This is a genomic window from Vibrio penaeicida (assembly GCF_019977755.1).
In the GTDB taxonomy this organism is placed as follows: Bacteria; Pseudomonadota; Gammaproteobacteria; order Enterobacterales; family Vibrionaceae; genus Vibrio; species Vibrio penaeicida.
Window position 1 is genome coordinate 3,179,837 of sequence record NZ_AP025144.1, and the last position, 17,589, is coordinate 3,197,425.

The 17,589-nt window shown below is 46.2% G+C and carries 16 protein-coding genes; 15 read left to right on the top strand and 1 reads right to left on the bottom strand.

What is annotated here, in order from left to right; genetic code table 11:
* Window positions 1-167 precede the first annotated feature (167 nt).
* Window positions 168-1,217: a lactonase family protein gene (locus LDO37_RS14325; RefSeq protein WP_126605974.1), complete on the top strand. Its 1,050-nt coding sequence runs from the start codon at window positions 168-170 to the stop codon at window positions 1,215-1,217.
* Between the two features lie 27 nt (window positions 1,218-1,244).
* Here the strand turns inward: LDO37_RS14325 and LDO37_RS14330 are convergent, their stop codons facing one another.
* The gene (locus LDO37_RS14330) at window positions 1,245-2,396 is read right to left on the bottom strand and encodes a 2-octaprenyl-3-methyl-6-methoxy-1,4-benzoquinol hydroxylase (protein ID WP_126605973.1); all 1,152 of its coding nucleotides are present in this window, start codon (window positions 2,394-2,396) and stop codon (window positions 1,245-1,247) included.
* Window positions 2,397-2,617: 221 nt separating this feature from the next.
* Here LDO37_RS14330 and LDO37_RS14335 point away from each other — a divergent pair, with 221 nt between their 5' ends.
* The 14 genes from LDO37_RS14335 to corC all read left to right on the top strand — a co-directional run bounded on the left by LDO37_RS14335 (window position 2,618) and on the right by corC (window position 17,577).
* Window positions 2,618-4,351, top strand: a complete 1,734-nt coding sequence (locus LDO37_RS14335; protein WP_126605972.1) for a substrate-binding domain-containing protein — start codon at window positions 2,618-2,620, stop codon at window positions 4,349-4,351.
* On the top strand, window positions 4,348-5,583 hold the full coding sequence (locus LDO37_RS14340) for an ABC transporter substrate-binding protein (protein WP_126605971.1): 1,236 nt from the start codon (window positions 4,348-4,350) through the stop codon (window positions 5,581-5,583). The genes LDO37_RS14335 and LDO37_RS14340 overlap by 4 nt, the downstream gene beginning before the upstream one ends.
* Before the next feature lie 57 nt (window positions 5,584-5,640).
* A complete protein-coding gene (locus tag LDO37_RS14345; RefSeq protein WP_126605970.1) occupies window positions 5,641-6,516 on the top strand; it encodes a carbohydrate ABC transporter permease in 876 nt (291 codons plus the stop codon).
* The gene (locus LDO37_RS14350; RefSeq protein ID WP_224055247.1) at window positions 6,513-7,355 is read left to right on the top strand and encodes a carbohydrate ABC transporter permease; all 843 of its coding nucleotides are present in this window, start codon (window positions 6,513-6,515) and stop codon (window positions 7,353-7,355) included. Before LDO37_RS14345 ends, LDO37_RS14350 begins: the two co-directional genes overlap by 4 nt.
* A 4-nt stretch (window positions 7,356-7,359) precedes the next feature.
* Window positions 7,360-8,190, top strand: a complete 831-nt coding sequence (locus tag LDO37_RS14355) for an enoyl-CoA hydratase/isomerase family protein (RefSeq protein ID WP_126605969.1) — start codon at window positions 7,360-7,362, stop codon at window positions 8,188-8,190.
* Window positions 8,183-8,977 carry an SDR family NAD(P)-dependent oxidoreductase gene (locus LDO37_RS14360; protein WP_126605968.1) on the top strand — a complete coding sequence of 265 codons (795 nt, stop codon included), beginning with the start codon at window positions 8,183-8,185 and terminating at the stop codon, window positions 8,975-8,977. Before LDO37_RS14355 ends, LDO37_RS14360 begins: the two co-directional genes overlap by 8 nt.
* A 1-nt stretch (window position 8,978) precedes the next feature.
* Window positions 8,979-10,052 carry a hypothetical protein gene (locus tag LDO37_RS14365; RefSeq protein ID WP_126605967.1) on the top strand — a complete coding sequence of 358 codons (1,074 nt, stop codon included), beginning with the start codon at window positions 8,979-8,981 and terminating at the stop codon, window positions 10,050-10,052.
* Window positions 10,053-10,068: 16 nt separating this feature from the next.
* Window positions 10,069-11,112, top strand: coding sequence for an ABC transporter ATP-binding protein (locus LDO37_RS14370; RefSeq protein ID WP_126605966.1), 1,044 nt, complete (start codon window positions 10,069-10,071; stop codon window positions 11,110-11,112).
* A 12-nt stretch (window positions 11,113-11,124) separates the two neighbouring features.
* The gene (locus tag LDO37_RS14375; RefSeq protein WP_126605965.1) at window positions 11,125-11,829 is read left to right on the top strand and encodes a hypothetical protein; all 705 of its coding nucleotides are present in this window, start codon (window positions 11,125-11,127) and stop codon (window positions 11,827-11,829) included.
* Between the two features lie 382 nt (window positions 11,830-12,211).
* Window positions 12,212-13,402, top strand: a complete 1,191-nt coding sequence (locus LDO37_RS14380; protein WP_126605964.1) for a CaiB/BaiF CoA transferase family protein — start codon at window positions 12,212-12,214, stop codon at window positions 13,400-13,402.
* Between the two features lie 120 nt (window positions 13,403-13,522).
* Window positions 13,523-14,947: a tRNA (N6-isopentenyl adenosine(37)-C2)-methylthiotransferase MiaB gene (gene miaB / locus LDO37_RS14385; protein WP_101110878.1), complete on the top strand. Its 1,425-nt coding sequence runs from the start codon at window positions 13,523-13,525 to the stop codon at window positions 14,945-14,947.
* Between the two features lie 74 nt (window positions 14,948-15,021).
* Window positions 15,022-16,131, top strand: coding sequence for a PhoH family protein (locus LDO37_RS14390; RefSeq protein ID WP_101110752.1), 1,110 nt, complete (start codon window positions 15,022-15,024; stop codon window positions 16,129-16,131).
* The gene (ybeY, locus tag LDO37_RS14395) at window positions 16,131-16,595 is read left to right on the top strand and encodes an rRNA maturation RNase YbeY (protein ID WP_224055248.1); all 465 of its coding nucleotides are present in this window, start codon (window positions 16,131-16,133) and stop codon (window positions 16,593-16,595) included. The genes LDO37_RS14390 and ybeY overlap by 1 nt, the downstream gene beginning before the upstream one ends.
* A 76-nt stretch (window positions 16,596-16,671) precedes the next feature.
* Window positions 16,672-17,577, top strand: a complete 906-nt coding sequence (gene corC, locus LDO37_RS14400; protein ID WP_101110754.1) for a CNNM family magnesium/cobalt transport protein CorC — start codon at window positions 16,672-16,674, stop codon at window positions 17,575-17,577.
* Window positions 17,578-17,589: the final 12 nt, after the last annotated feature.

Genomic DNA, 17,589 nt, shown 5'->3' on the forward strand with positions numbered 1-17,589 from the left:
ACCTTTTGGTGGGTTTTCTATTTTCTGCATGATCATTTCTGATTCACATCATCAAATCTTTGTTCTGATTCTCATTCTTTCTCTATGAATTCCGCTTTCAGTTGCGTTTTATCCCCAATCATACTGATCATGGCTTGCATAAATTAAAGCAGCGAAGGCAACTCAGAATGGCAAATCATCAAAAGATTCTTATCGGTAGCTACACTCAATCCATTGGAGCCATGACAGGGGAAGGAAAAGGTATTTCCTCTGTCCACATGAATTTAGAAACAGGCGCTTTCGACAAACTTGCGCTGATATCTGATGAGCAAAATCCTGCTTACTTGACCTCTCAGGATGGGCGAGTTTTCGCAATTAATGAGTTCGCCAATGGAAAAGGGGCAGGCTTGTCAGTGCACGATATTAAAAACCACCAGCTGACCCTGCTCGATAGCAATCTGGTTGATGGTGATTATCCGTGCCACGTTGCAGTAAACTCAAATCAAACACTAGCAGTGACGTCTAATTATGGCACTGGCAATTTCAGTGTATTCTCGCTCAGCAGTGATCGGCTAGAACACACACACACAATCCAACATGCTGGTAATGGTCCAAATACTGATAGGCAGGAAGGACCTCACGCTCACTTTGCATGTTTTTTAAAACAAACCAATGAATTAGTCACGGTAGACCTTGGTACGGACCGAGTGAGCTTTTATCCCATATCCAACACCCTCATCAACGAATCTGAAGTTCAGCACGTTCAAACACCACCAGGTAGTGGTCCTCGCCACTTGGTTTTCTCACAAGATGAGCTCAAAGCTTATGTGCTTTGCGAGTTGTCTGAAGAAGTTTTGGTTCTTAAAAAGAATGAAAACGACATTTGGGAAATAGCATCAACCATTTCTCCATTTGTAGAACACAATGAAGGTGGTGCTGCCGCAGCGATACGTTTATCTTCAGATGAGAAGTTTGTTTATGTTTCAGGTAGACAGCAATCTTCTATCGTCTGTTTAAAGGTGGAAGTCTCCGGTGATTTGGGCGTAATTCAAACCATATCATCAGGTGGGTTAAACCCTCGGGATTTTAACCTGACGCCAAACGGAAAATGGTTAGTTGTCGCGAATCAAGATACGAACAATTTGGTGTCTTATCGCCGCAATGAAGAAAGCGGGACATTACAAGAAACGGGGTACAGCATCTCGACTGGTAACCCCGTATGTGTGCAGTTTTTTTAGCCTACGTTTAAGCGTGTGAACATTGCGCTATAAACCGAGCGCATAGCGCAGAACTTGTTGCTTAATAGGACCGGAGTGCTCTGCGAGTTTCAATGCCGCGTTTCGTGCAAATGCGATGGGAGGGAATGTGTCTTTAAAGACTTTGTAAAATACATCCATCCCTGTTTGCATTAGGAGGTTGTCGCGCTTACGAATCGATTGATACTGATCCAAAGCTTGTTTGGTCAAACCCAGCGAATCACTTTGTTCTAGCAACGCTTTTACATCTTTGAATCCCAAATTAACGCCCTGCCCCGCTAAAGGATTAATAGTGTGGGCAGCGTCTCCTACTAACACACAGCCTTTTTGATGGTAGCACTGTGCATGGCGTCTCGTGAGCGGAAAAGCACCGGCTTGCTCTACCGTTATTGTGCCGAGTTCAGCTGGGAATTCATCCATAATAGTTGTTGCCAGCTGAGTATGATTCATCGCCAGTAGAGAACGAATTTTTTGCGGCGAGTCATACCAAACAACCGAGCCCTGATACCCCGGTAGAGGCAAGAATGAACGAGGTCCAGACGAGGTAAATTGCTGCCAAGTAATATCTTGCTGAGGCTTATCTGTTGTGACATTAACCAACATGCAATGCTGGCGGTAATCCCAAGCAGTAACACCTATTTGAGCAATGTCTCTCACCTTCGAATTTGCTCCATCGGCTCCAATCACCCATGTCGCTTGATATTCTTCCCCGCTGGCTAAACGAAGCACTCTAGAATCCAAATTATCTTCTATCGCCTCTAACGTATCTGGGCACTTTAGCGTGATATTACTTAGCTTAGCCATCGCATCCCACAACCCCAACTGCACCATACGGTTCTCTACAATGAAGCCCAGTTGCTCAAGGTTGAGTTCGTCGGAATGAAATCGTGTGCGACACTCTGGCATATCCCACGTTTCAAGGCGTATGTATGGGCATACACGGGTGCTTTCGATAGTATTCCAAGCTCCAAGTTCTTCGAGAAAGTTCACTGAAGATTGAGAAATTGCAGATACGCGCAAATCCATTGGCTGGGTAGAGTCATAAGCTTCAGGCTGATGATGTTCAACAACCAACACTTCTTTCCCTTGTTTGGCAAACCCCACCGCCACAGCAGCACCAACCATACCCCCACCAATCACGGCAATATCAAACTTTTTCATACCTTTCCCAAATAGCCACTTTGTGCCAGAAGCGCTTAGTTTACTGCTCTATTGGACAAGTCGTCCACGATAAGAACAAGTATCAGGTCACTCTTTAAGATCAATAAAGAACACAAATGATCATTTGTGATAATTTTGTAATTTACAGGTGAATAATTTGATCATTTAGATTGATTTATACAGATAATGGTGAATATTGTTAATCCAGTGGATCACTCATTATGAACCAAAGGCTCCGCGAACAAGCCATATTGAACGTACTAGAGAACCGTAGAAACGTCTCTATAGCGCAGCTTGCTCAGGAGTTTCCACAAGTAGCAAACGTCACTATTCGAAGAGACGTCGCACGGCTGGCAAAAAGTGGAAAACTGGAACGCTCTCATGGCGCTGTTCATGCCGTTAAAAATATAACGCCTCCCCCGCTCCCCCAAGAAAATATCGGGCTTGATGAAGTTGATGCGCTGATCCTTCCTCCTATCCATGAACCATGGGGCGACTTACTCAAGCAACGAGCATTAGCAAACGGGCTTCCTGTCTTGTCTGAATCAGCTCCCGATTCTCAGTGCACTTATATTGGTCCGGATAATTTAGAGGCAGGCTACCAACTAGGAAAATTTGCCGCTAGTCAGCTCAATCGTGATGAAGTGAAGTGCGCAAATGTTCTACTCATTAACCATGCACAACTCTCTAACGCACAACAAAGAACAAAAGGGTTTTTACGGGGTTTTAACCAATTTTACTTAGGTGAACTCCAGATGCTATCGATTGATGGGTTTGGGCATTACAGAACCGCACTGCGACAAATACAAGATGCGCTCACAACGCATCCGGATATCAATGTTTTGTTCGGCGTGAATGACCACTCGATTCTTGCTGGGTTAGAAGCCACAAAAGGTCGGCATGACATTTACGCCTATTCAATCGGATTAGAAGGCGATGATTTACTGGATGAACTCACTTACGGCAACCGACTTCACGCATGTGTCGCTTTATATCCAGAATTGGTTGGCTACATGGCGGCACACACAGTAGCCAAGTTGGTTAGCGGCATTGTTCCCCAACCAGTATTGACCCCTTTTGATGTTTTGACAGGGCAAGATGTACACACTCGGTTTACTCGGCAAAATGATCATTGGGTTTTAAAACAAAACCTATCCGAGTTGGCTGGTCGTGACTTTTCTGTAGACAAAAGCAGCTTACCACCAGCAAGAATCATGTTTGTGCCGCACTTTATCGATCACAACTGGTACCGAAAACTGGCGAAAAGTTTGGAATCAGAATGCCAATACTTAGGGCTACAATGTGAGATCCAACCGCCTGAAATCCAATTTCACAAAGAAGTAAATCATGCTCGAGAACGCATTGCCCAAATGGCAGTGAAGGTACTCAAGCGTGAAAGCAAAATATTCATTAATCACGGCGTTTTCGCCATGCCTTTGTCTTCAGCTTTGATTGAGGCAGCTGGCAAACACACCGTTGTGACCAACTCTCTGGATGCCTTTGAATTTTTCCAACAATACAAACACGATTTTCGGATCATCTTAACAGGTGGAGAGCTTTTGTCTGGTCAGCGCGCACTGACAGGCTCTGCTTGCTTTTCAACGTTAGAACAAATTCGAGTCGACAAAACCTTTCTTTCCGTGGATGGCATTTCAGCCAAGTTTGGTATCAGTATGAACGACGAAGCATGCTCAGTCGTAGCCAAAACCGCCATTGCCCGCTCGCATCAAACACTGGTTTTAGGCGAAGCCAGCCAGATGGGCGCGGAAGAAAATTACCTGATTGCTCCATTGCATGACATTACTGATGTTATGACAGATTTAGGCACCATTCCCGCACAGCGGCTAGAGCTGTCGGCAAATGGTATACGCGTTCACCTTGCCGAAGACTACTTGAAGTCTGAAGACAAGACACAAGCAGTGATGCACCAAAATAAACAAGGAGATAGTTTATGAAGCGTCTCAGTACACGTTTGCGCAGTTTATGCGCCTCTATCAGCTTAGTGCTGATGGTGTCTGCACCCACAGTTCAAGCAGAAGACATAACCATCCGCTTTTGGGATAACCAACAGACTGAATCTGGTTTGAGTGACTACCAAAAAGCGTCTGTCGCACTATTTGAAAAAGAAAACCCAGGGATCAAAGTAGATGTAACAACCGTGCCCTACCCTGAATATCAACAAAGGCTTCTGACAGCAGTAAGAAGTGGCAATGCCCCCGATATTTCAACGGTAGACCAGATCTGGCTAGCCGCATTTGCAGAAGCAGGAGCGATTATCCCACTCGATAAGAAAATGAATGCGGCTTCAATGAATGCAGGGCAATTCTTTCCCGGCGCTTGGTCTTCAGTTCGATACAAAGACAAAACTTGGGGGGTCCCATTCAATGTAGACGTGTGGCAATTCAGTTACGTCAACAACGCGTTATTCAAAAAGGCAGGTATCGAGCCTGACTCAATCGTCACTTGGAGTGGGCTAAAGTCCGCTGCAAAAGCACTAACAGACACTTCCAAGGGACAATATGGCGTTGGTTTGTTTGGTCATAAAGGCGAAGACACCGTCGTGATCGTCAACTCCTTTATCTTCTCCAATGGCGGTCAAGTCTTAGATAGCAGTGGGCAATGTAAGTTAAACGAAAAACCGGCGGTTGAAGCTTTAGCGTATCTTCAAGATCTCTCGCAATACGCCCCTAAAGGTATTCTAAATGCTTCCAGTGGAGACATGCGAGAGCTATTCCTTAATGGTTCATTAGCCATTGAGTTTTGGCCAGCTTTAGAACAACCCACATTGAAGAAATCCAGTATAGATTGGGACTTTGTAAACGGTCACGCCCCTGCTGGTAAAACCCCGATTGGTACTTACGGCGGCTGGAATTTAGTCGTGTACAAAGGTTCCAAACACCAAGAAGCGGCGTGGAAATTTGCCCAATTCCTCACAAGGCAAGACATCAATGGAAAAGTCGTCGACCTTCTTCCTGCTAACGTCAACGCAGCGCAAAAGTTTGTTGATGCTAATCGCCACAAGCCAGACGCAATCATTGAGCACTTGAATAACGCATCACCTCGACCACTGTCTTCTCGGTATTTGGAAATTGCCGATATTCAAATGGCAATGATTCAAGATCTCTTTGATGGCACGGATGCACAAAAAGCAGCGGACTCGGCTTGCATCAAGATCAATCAGTTGTAATTGGAAGTGCTGGTAGCCACATCAGGCTATCAGCGCGAACTAAGCATGGGTGTGGCAATGAAGTACCAGAATAATTTTGGATTTCCTCTAATAATGATCGCGCCTGCCGTCGCGCTTATCGGATTGTTGATGTATTACCCAATGTTTGGCACGTTCATCGAAAGTTTATACGCCACATCATTCATCAACCCCGAACCAGAATTCGTGGGATTTCAGCTATACAGCAAATTGCTATCACAGGAGCAGTTCTGGCAAATCATTCAAAACTCCGTTGCATGGACGTTTGGTGTAATCGTTTTGCAAAACCTGTTTGGTTTTTTAACGGCACTTTTATTGAACGAGAAAATACCCGGACAAGGGTTAATGCGCTCTCTAGTGCTGCTTCCTTGGGTGCTACCGGGAATAGTGGCAGCCATAGTATGGCGCTTCATGTATGACCCTCAATTGGGGCTCATCAATTCTATGTTCCTGTCTGGCTCTTTGATTGACGAAGCCATTGCATGGTTAGCCACTCCTGACACCGCCATGTTTGCAGTTGTGATAGCCGCCGTTTGGAAAGGCTTCCCATTTTCAACGGTTGTGTATCTCGCTGCATTACAAAGTGTCGATAAGGAACAAATAGAGGCAGCCATCGTGGATGGGGCTGGACCATTTCGTCGCCTGATAGAAATCATCATTCCCGCCGTTCGACATGTGGTAGCGATCAACTTACTGCTTACCGCCATTCTAACCTTCAACTACTTCGACATGGTTTGGGTACTTACCCGTGGTGGTCCTAAAGACAGCACTCATATTTTCCCCACAAAGATCTTTGAATTGGGTTTCGGTCAGTTTCGATTCGGAGAAGCGGCAACTTACGGCGTGATGTCGATTCTTATCTTAGTGGTTTTACTCTCGGTTTACTTCTGGCTACAAAAAAGGGAGAGCCGATGAGCCCCAATATGAAAATCAAACTCAACATGAAGCAGCTAGCGCTACTGACAGGTCAATTACTGCTGGCGTTGATCATTTTGCTGCCAATTTTTTGGATGGTGTCAGTTTCTCTAAAACCGTCCACCGAAGCGTTCGCCATTCCGGCAAAGCTGTGGCCGGACAGCCCAACCTTTGAAAACTACAGTAACGCCTTCCGCCCAGAATTTAGGCAGTATTTCTTCAACAGCGTCGTCGTTTCTTTAAGCACTTTGGTCATATCCACTAGCCTCGCTCTAATGGCTGCTTATGCCTTTACACGATTTCAGATAAAAATCATGGCGATTTTCCTTGGCTTGATTCTGGTGTCACAAATGTTTCCTTCCAGTGCCATCATCATTCCCATATACAAAATGATGGACGACGCCGATTTACTCAATACCAAGCTGTCTCTCATTATTGCTTACATCACCATAACCCTTCCCGTGGCAACTTGGATGCTGAAAGGGTTTATGGAAAATATCCCCGCTGTGCTCGACGAAGCTGCAGCGATGGATGGCGCCAAGCCAATGCGAATTTTTTTCGAAATTGTCCTCCCGCTCTGCCGCCCCGGTGTCATCGCCACCAGCGTGTACATTTTAATTGTCACATGGCAGGAGTTCCTATTTGCTCTGTCGTTTACTACCACTCAAGAAATGCGAACTTTGCCTGTCGGGATGAACGACTTTATTGGTCAGTATGGCATTCGATACGGCGAACTCATGGCGAGCTCCGTCATGATTTCATTGCCTATTGTGGTGGTGTTTTTCTTCCTACAAAAACACTTTGTTGCAGGTCTCACTGCTGGCTCTGTAAAAGGATGATTCCATGAAACATGATCACTTTACTTTTATCCAACTGACCTACCCAGCCAAACACGTTGCGCTGATCACCTTTAGCCGACCGGAAAAACTCAACGCACTCTCTGAAGACATGCAAAACGAGTTGATTCTGGCGCTAGACAATGTCAATCAAGACGATGATGTTCGAGTTGTGATGTTTACCGGTAGCGGCGACAAAGCCTTCGTAGCTGGCGCAGACATTAATGAATACCGCGGTTTGCAAATCAAAAAGTTCAACGATTATCAGCTCCAAGGAAGAAAAGCATTCGAAACTATAGAGCAGTTGCCCAAACCGACTCTAGCACTGGTTAATGGCTACGCGATGGGCGGCGGATTCGAGATAGCCCTAGCCTGCGATTTGATGATAGTGGCGAGCAACGCCCAGATGGGGTTACCCGAAGGTTTATTGGGATTATGCCCCGGAGGTGGAGGCACGCAACGGCTATTAAGAGCGGTAGGAAAAGCTGTCACTCTTGACGCTCTCCTATCGGCTAAGCGAATTAAAGCTGATGAAGCGTTGCGTCTTGGTCTCGCATCTCAAGTTTGCTCTCAAGACAATCTCATGTCGGAAGGATTGAAAAAAGCCAGTTACTTACTGAAAGTCAGCCCTACGGCTCAGGCCGCAATGAAAAAGCTGGTTCGAAATGGGTTAGATACGCCGCTGGAATCAGGGTTAAGTTGGGAGCAAGCCGAACTTTTACAGCTCTATTGCTCCGCCGATGGGCAAGAAGGGGTCTCCGCCTTTTTAGATAAACGAACTGCTTCTTTTGATATGAGCTCTGAAATCATCGCCTCAACAGGAGCTAACAATGAATAAAAACGAGCATATTGGGGGAGATCAGCTGGTGAACCAAGTTGCCGTGGTGACAGGCGGAGCAGAAGGTATTGGGTTAGCGTGCGTCGAAGTTTTAGCTACCCATGGCGCAACGGTCATCATTGCCGATATCAATCAGACCCAAGGAGAAGAGATAGCCAATCAGCTTAAATTGGATGGGTTGGATGTTCACTATTATTTTACCGATGTTTCCTCCCCTGATTCGGTAAACCAGTTATTCCAGTGGGTGCACCAAAAAAATTGGCTGGTCAGTATCATGATCAACAATGCGGCAGTGGCGTTATCCGGTGACGCCGTTGAGATATCAGAAGAACGGTGGAATCAGGTAATAAACACTAACTTATCTGGTGTATGGCGTGGCATAAAACATTCCGTACCGGATATGAAAAAGGTGGGTAAAGGAGCGATAGTCAATATCAGTTCAGCGCAGGCCTTTGCTGGGTTTCATGGTTGGAGTGCTTATGCTGCCGCAAAGGGAGGCATTAACGCTCTCACTCGCCAGAGCGCCATTGAGTTTGCACCCGATGGCATCCGAGTCAACGCTGTCGCGCCCGGCACCATCATGACCCCCATGAACGAGAAGATTTTTGATGAAGTTGATAACCCAGAAGAACTTCGCCAGCGGTGGAATGACAACCACCCCATAGGTCGATTTGGTCAGCCAAACGAAGTGGCGCAAGCGGTGCTCTTTCTCGCCACAGAACAATCGAGCTTCATCACCGGGCAAATACTCATCACCGATGGCGGTATGCTGGTGAAAGGAGATTAAAATGGTAGTGTCACTTCGCAATGAAAATGTGGAATGTGAATTTAAAACCAAAGGTGGGCATTTAGATCACATTCGATTCACCGATGGCAATGATCAGTTTTCGCCAATGCATCGTGCGCCTTGGGTCGATGAACACCACCCAGATTACCCTGTTATTTTGCAGCAGTTGTCGGGGGATTTCTTCTGTGCGCCATTCGGAGAAAGTGACATAGAACCCGCCCCGCCTCATGGATGGAGCAGCAACGGAAACTGGCTGGTAATAGAGAGTGAAGAAAATCAGCTGGTTGCAGAATTAGATCGCCACATTTATGGAGCGAAGCTCACCAAGACAATCACATTAAAAAGCGGTTCACCCTTTATCTATCACCTGCATGAATTCTCTGGAGGTAATGGAGCGATTCCGATCAGCTACCATGCGATGCTCAAATGCCAATCTCAAGTTCGGTTATCCTTTTCACATAAGGCGTTTGGTTACACCATTAATGAAGCATTGGAGCCAGACCCGACACGCGGACGCTCGCTTCTTGCCTACCCTCAACAGTTCACAACTATCCAATCAGTCAGGCTTGCAAACGGACACCACGCGGATCTTTCTGTTTACCCATGGAGCGAACGTCATGAAGATATACTTCATCTCGTTTCTCCAACACAACAAGAATGGGGCTGGACTGCCGCCCTGTGCAAAGAAGAGGGCTGGGTCTACCTTGCCATTAAGCCTGAAAAGGTATTGCCGCTCACAACGCTTTGGCAAAGCCATGGAGGTCGAAACTACGCCCCATTTAATGGTTCACACACGCATGTGCTTGGGCTGGAAGAAGGTTGCGCGTATTCCCATTTAGGTCATAAAGCATCAACTTCCTGTAACCCAATCAATCAACAAGGGTATCCCACGGCCTTAGACCTGAATACCAATGGAAAAACGCAAGTGGGGTATGCCTTTGCTGTATTTCGTGCGCAGCCAAATTGGCAAAACATTCAACATGTGGAGGTTGAACGGCACAGCATCCGCGTTACGGGAGACGATGGTACACATCGTGATATTGCCTTTGACTCCTCTCTTCTCCGCTTCGAGTAATGTATAAGGACGGTTTATGGCCTCTGTTGAACTCAAACAACTCTCCAAATCTTGGTCTACAGTGACCAGCGTTGATAACTTAAACTTGAATATTCGAGACCGAGAATTTCTGGTGTTGCTAGGCCCCTCTGGCTGTGGAAAAAGTACCACTATGAGAATGATTGCTGGCTTAGAAAAACCCTCACAAGGCGATATCTTGATCGATGGAAAGCGCGTGAACGAATTGCCCCCAAACGAGCGAGATTTGGCGATGGTGTTTCAGAGCTATGCGCTTTATCCACATAAGACCGTGCGCAACAACATCGACTTTCCGCTGAAAGTGCAAGGGCTAAGTAAGTCCCAACGCAATGAAATGATCGACGAGGTCGCGAAACGTGTTGAGCTCGACAGCTTACTTGACCGTAAACCAGCGCAGTTGTCCGGTGGGCAAAGGCAGCGCGTCGCCTTAGCCCGTGCCATTGTAAGACAACCCAAGTTATTTCTTCTCGATGAACCCCTATCAAATTTAGACGCCAAGCTACGATCCAGCATGCGCGCGGAGTTGAAGAAACTGCAACATGAATTGGCAGTTACCACCATTTATGTCACCCACGATCAGGTCGAAGCGATGACCCTTGCTGATCGTATTGTAGTGATCAATCAAGGAAAAATTCAGCAAGTCGGCACACCGGAAGAAATCTACGACAAACCTCAAAACACCTTCGTCGCAACATTTTTAGGTAATCCACCCATGAATATCATCCCCTGCGACCACATCAATCTTTGCCGTTCACTCGCCGTGCCCGAGGGGGCGGTCACACTTGGAATACGACCGGAAAACATCCAGCTGGTAAACGATCCCAACGCCATCATCCAAGCCACCGTGACCTTAACGGAGTTATTGGGTGACAGCTACTTGTATACATTATCGCTAAAAAACAGGGTATTGATGGTGAAAACATCACGGCAAATGCAAGTAAATACTGGCGAAACCATTGGGTTAGGGTTTTCCTCCGAGCACACCCACTGGTTTGATAGTGCTGGAGAGCGCATAGAACCCATATCTATGCGGTTACAATGAGCAGAGGTTGCAATGAATTTGAAAGGGCTAACGTGGGATCACCCAAGAGGCTACCAAGCGCTACAAACCAGCTTAGAGTGGGAACATTGCCCCATAGAGAAATGGGATGTTCAGCCTTTATCTGGATTTGAGGAAACACCACTTCATGAACTCGCCAGTCATTATGACTTACTCGTTATAGACCATCCTCATTTAGGGCAAGCCATTACCTCTGATTGTTTACAACCCCTTGACGCGCTGCTTTCACCCATGTGGCTGGAAGAGTTGAAAGCCCATTGTATTGGTCAAGCTGCCCACAGTTATTGGCTCGACAACCACTGCTGGGCACTGCCTTTGGATGCGTCTTCTCAAGTCATGGCGTATCGCTTAAAGGAAAGAGACACCGCACTAGCCATTAATGGTTGGCTCGACCTTTTACGCACTCGATGTCACTTTCAGCTTTGTTTAGCGGGTCCTCACTCCACATTGCAGCTTTTGGCTCTTTCTCTTGCAGTAGGCTCAAGCGGTCCTAATAACCATCAATTTATGAGCACTCATGATGGCGTTGAAGCCGTCGATTTAATGAAATCTTTATTCTTAGCGAGTGTTGCACCGTCCACCTTTCTTAACCCTATTGAGATATTAGATACGCTGAATGACTCAAGTACGTTTGACCTGTGCCCGTTTGTCTATGGGTACGTTAACTACAGTCAAGCACCTTCAAGGATCGAAATATGAGCCCCACCAAGCAACATATCAATATTAGGTGGAACAGGCATAGCCATTACAAAAAAGTGCTCTGTCACCAATGAGTTACTGCTGTATCTTAAAAATCTGCTCAGTTCTGATATTCAGAACACCTTCATTCCTGAATACAACGGGCAGCCGAGTTTCAAGTCCGCATGGAAAAACACCGATGTAAATCAGCCTGTGAATCATTTTTATCACCATGCATATACCACCGTAGATAACGCTTATTTACGCCCTAGATATACAGGTTACATAGATTTTCAAGATGCAGCCGCACAGCTCATTCGAGAGGGGCTCACTAACCGAGCCTCCTCAAAACAACTGGTGAAAGACATAAATCTTTTGTATTCAAAAACAAGGAGAAATGAGCATGGAACACGCTCTAAGTGATGTCACGATATTGGATTTCTCACAGCTTCTACAAGGACCTTTTGCTACTCAGTTGCTAGGCGACATGGGGGCCAATGTCATCAAAGTGGAAAGACCCGGTGCTGGGGATTTATTTCGTTCTCTCACCTTTAAAAATCAATGGGTCGGCGGAAAAGAGAGCCCCAACTTCCTTGCGTGGAACCGAAACAAGCGCTCCATTGCTGCCAACCTAAAATCAGAAGAAGCCAAAGCCATTCTCTATCGCTTGGTCGAAAGCGCTGATATCGTCATCGAAAATTTTCGACCTGGCGTCATGGATAGACTGGGTTATGGCTACGACGACCTCAAAGCTATCAACCCAAGAATCATTTACTGCTCGGGAACGGGCTACGGAGAATCAGGGCCCTACGTTTCTCGCCCCGGTCAAGATATGTTGGTTCAAGGACTAACAGGGTTAATGGCCGCGACAGGGCAAGCCGACCACCCACCGACACCTGCGGGTTCTGGCTTTTCAGATCAAGTGGGTGCGATGAATATTGTCTACTCCGTCCTTTCTGCACTTTATTGGCGAGAGCGTTCAGGCAAGGGGCAAAAGATTGTCGTGAACTTACTGGCCGGCATGCTCGCACATCAGGGTCAAGAAATGCTGATGGCGATGAATTTCAATCAGGATTTCCAACGACCAAACTCCGGTATTGGTCACCCCGGGATGGATGCGCCCTTTGGTACTTATCCGAGCTCTGATGGATGGGTCACCATTGCCATGAGCCCATTTAAGACTCTGGTAAAAGTACTTGGGGATGACAGCCTTTTGCAATTTGACGACCCCGCTATTTTGTTTGATGAACGAGATATGGTTTGGAATGAAATCGCCAAAAGAACACAAGCCTTTGATACAAAAAATTTAATGCAAATGATGCTCGAAGAAGACATTTGGTGTGGTGAAGTTAAAACGCACTTAGAAGCTGCTGCTGATCCACAAGTTGAGCACCTTGGGTTAATCCAAAACTACGAACACCCACTCGCTGGGAATGTGAAATGTGTCGGACCTGCTGTCACCATGTCTGAAACACCGCCAAATATTCACAGACCGGCTCCGTTGGTCGGTCAGCATACTCGCGAAGTTTTGCTGGAATTTGGCTTTACCGATGAAGAAATATCCGCCGCGATAGATTCTGGGCAAATAGCTTAAAGCTCAAGTGCTAAACGATCTCTGGTCAGTTGGTTTTTAAAGCAGTACAATACGCCGCTCACTACAACAGTAGTGGCTATAATTTGAACAAATACGAACAAAATAACGAGCGTGAGTGCAATGAGTAAGAAACTGCTAATTAAAACTTGGGGCTGCCAAATGAACGAATATGATTCGTCAAAAATGGCCGACCTGCTTAATGCCGCCAACGGATACGAGCTAACAGAGGAACCTGAAGAAGCAGACGTTCTATTACTTAACACCTGTTCAATCCGAGAAAAAGCGCAAGAGAAAGTCTTCCACCAGCTTGGTCGCTGGAAAACACTGAAAGACAAAAAGCCCGGCGTAGTTATCGGTGTTGGCGGCTGTGTCGCCACGCAAGAAGGCGACCACATTCGACAACGCGCCCCGTTTGTTGACGTTATTTTTGGTCCACAAACCCTTCACCGTCTTCCGGAGATGATCAAATCATCTCACGACAATTCAGCGCCCGTTATGGATATTTCTTTCCCAGAAATAGAGAAATTCGATAACTTACCTGAACCTCGCGCTGAAGGAGCAACCGCTTTTGTTTCTATTATGGAAGGGTGCTCTAAATACTGTACTTTTTGTGTAGTACCGTATACCCGTGGCGAAGAAGTCAGCCGCCCAATGGACGATGTGTTATTTGAAATCGCCCAGTTAGCCGAGCAAGGAGTTCGTGAAGTTAACCTGCTGGGTCAAAACGTAAATGCCTACCGTGGTGCGACTTTTGATGATGATATTTGTAGCTTCGCGGAATTATTGCGCCTTGTTGCGTCTATCGATGGGATTGACCGCATTCGATTTACGACCAGCCACCCGCTTGAATTTACTGACGACATCATTGCCGTGTATGAAGATACGCCGGAGTTGGTGAGCTTCCTTCACCTGCCTGTACAAAGTGGTTCCGATCGCATTTTGACGATGATGAAGCGTCCGCATACCGCTATCGAATACAAATCCATTATTCGTAAGCTGAGAAAAGCGCGCCCAGAAATTCAAATCAGCTCCGACTTTATCGTGGCGTTTCCTGGAGAATCGGATAAAGATTTCCAAGACACAATGAAGCTGATTAAACAAGTCGACTTCGATATGAGCTTTAGCTTCATATACTCAGCTCGACCGGGAACACCAGCAGCAGACTATCCGTGTGACGTCAGCGAGCAAACTAAAAAAGAACGCCTTTACGAATTGCAGCAACAAATCAATACTCAAGCAATGCGATACTCCCGTTTGATGATGGGCACTGAACAGCGTATTCTTGTCGAAGGTGTATCTAAGAAAAACATGATGGAACTTCGTGGCCGTACGGAGAACAACCGAGTGGTTAACTTCGAAGGCCCTGCAGAACTCATCGGTCAGTTTGTCGACGTCAATATCGTTGATGTATTCGCGAATTCACTTCGCGGCGAACTGATACGAACTGAAAAAGAAATGAACCTTCGCGTGGTGACCTCTCCATCGGCAATGATGGAAAAAACCCGCAAGGAAGATGAGCTAGGTGTAGCAACCTTTACACCATAAGCTTACAGATTAAATAACCATGTAGAGCCCGGTCGAAGTCGGGCTTTATTGTCATGGTTTAATGTGAGGCAGCATTGAGTAATAAAATCGTCACTCTAGAAATCGATCTAGAACCTTCAGACAACCGTCGCTTGTCCAGCCTTTGTGGTCCTTTCGACGACAATATCAAACATTTAGAACGCCGACTTGGTGTAGAAATAAACCATCGTAGCAACTTCTTTTCCGTTGTGGGTAAACCCCATACCGCCTCGGCTGCGCTGGATATCATCAAATCTTTATATGTTGAGACCGCGCCAGTTAAAGGCCAAGTTACCGACATCGAACCTGAATTGATTCACCTTGCCATCAAAGAGTCGGGCGTATTGGAGCAATCCACTGAATCTGCTATCGAGCATGGTAAAGAAGTCTTTATCAAAACCAAAAAAGGCGTGATCAAGCCGCGTACACCCAACCAAGGACAGTACTTGGTTAATATGGTGACTCACGACATCAGCTTCGGCATCGGACCTGCAGGTACAGGTAAAACCTATCTAGCCGTTGCAGCGGCTGTTGATGCTTTGGAGCGACAAGAGATTCGACGAATCCTTCTTACTCGCCCTGCAGTAGAAGCTGGTGAAAAATTAGGCTTTTTGCCCGGTGATTTGAGCCAAAAAGTCGACCCTTACTTACGCCCTCTATACGATGCTTTGTTTGAAATGCTTGGTTTTGAACGCGTTGAAAAACTCATAGAGCGTAACGTTATTGAAGTGGCCCCACTCGCCTACATGCGTGGTCGCACACTCAATGATGCCTTTATCATTCTCGATGAAAGCCAAAACACGACTGTTGAGCAGATGAAAATGTTCCTGACGCGTATCGGCTTTAACTCACGAGCGGTGATTACCGGTGACGTAACCCAAATTGATTTACCTCGTGGTGCAAAGTCTGGTCTTCGTCATGCTATCGAAGTATTAAGTGAAGTTGATGAAATAAGCTTCAACTTCTTCCTGTCTGATGATGTAGTGCGACACCCAGTAGTTGCTCGTATTGTTAACGCATATGAGAAGTGGGAAGCCAAAGATCAAAAAGAACGAAAAGAATACGAAAAGCGCAAGCGTGAAGAGCGGGAAGCAAAACTACTTGAAACCCAAAGCGCCGAGCTTTTGCCACAATCGATTAGCGCAGCACAATCGGTAAGTAAATAATGACCATCGAACTTGATCTTCAACTCGCGGTCGAAAATGAAGGTGGACTTCCTTCACAAGAAGACTTTCAAATGTGGCTAGATAAGACCATCCCTCTTTTCCAGCCCCAAGCCGAAGTGACCATTCGCATTGTGGACGTCGAAGAAAGCCAACAGCTTAACCACGAATACCGAGGCAAAGACAAACCAACAAATGTACTTTCATTTCCATTTGAAGTCCCTCCGGGCATCGAGATGGATTTGCTTGGTGACTTGATAATATGCCGACAAGTGGTTGAACTGGAAGCAAAAGAACAAGATAAAAATGCCACCTCGCACTGGGCGCATATGGTTGTACATGGTAGCTTGCATCTGTTAGGTTATGATCATATCGAAGACGAGGAAGCAGAAGAAATGGAAGCCCTCGAGACCGAAATTATGCAATCTATGGGCTTCGAAGACCCATATTTAGCAGAAAAGCAGTAGCCTTCAAACTGAACGACAAATAAGGCTGCTTTAAGTGTGCTATCACACATCTGATAGCGTTAACGATTGAGAAATCATGAACGAAGACAATTCGACCTCTTCTACGGAAGGGAAGAAAGAAAAAACTGAAGGTCCGAGTAGAAAGTCCTTCTTTGAACGCCTTGGTCAGCTATTTCAAGGTGAACCGAAAGATCGTCAGGAGCTAGTTGATGTCATTCGGGACTCTGAAATAAACGAACTGATTGACCATGACACGCGAGATATGCTCGAAGGTGTTATGGAAATCGCCGAAACGCGAGTAAGGGACATCATGCTCCCACGTTCGCAAATGGTCACTGTTGAGCGAACTCATGTACTCGATGATTTAGTCGCTTTGATCACTGATGCACAGCACTCCCGCTACCCAGTTATCAGTGAAGACAAAGACCATGTGGAAGGCATTCTGTTAGCGAAGGACTTATTAAAATACTTAGGTTCGGACAGTGCTCCATTCGATATAGAGCAGGTAATACGCCCTGCTGTCGTCGTTCCAGAAAGCAAACGCGTCGATCGACTGCTAAAAGAGTTCCGAGAGGAACGTTATCACATGGCAATTGTCGTAGATGAGTTCGGTGGAGTTTCTGGGCTGGTAACCATTGAAGATATCTTGGAAGAGATCGTTGGCGAAATCGAAGATGAATTCGATGACGAAGAAGAAACCGATATCAAGAAATTGAGTAAACACACCTACGCCGTTAAAGCTTTGACCACCATCGAAGACTTTAATGAAACGTTCGGCACCACCTTTAGCGATGAAGAAGTGGATACGGTCGGCGGCATGGTGATGACCAGCTTCGGACACCTACCTACACGCGGAGAAGTGGTCGAAATTGAGCATTATTTGTTTAAGGTTACCGCTGCAGACAACCGCCGTGTCGTTCAACTTCAGGTTACCGTCCCTGATGAGGAGCCTCTTCCTGCTGAAGAGGATTTAAGTAGCTAACCTGAGTTTAGG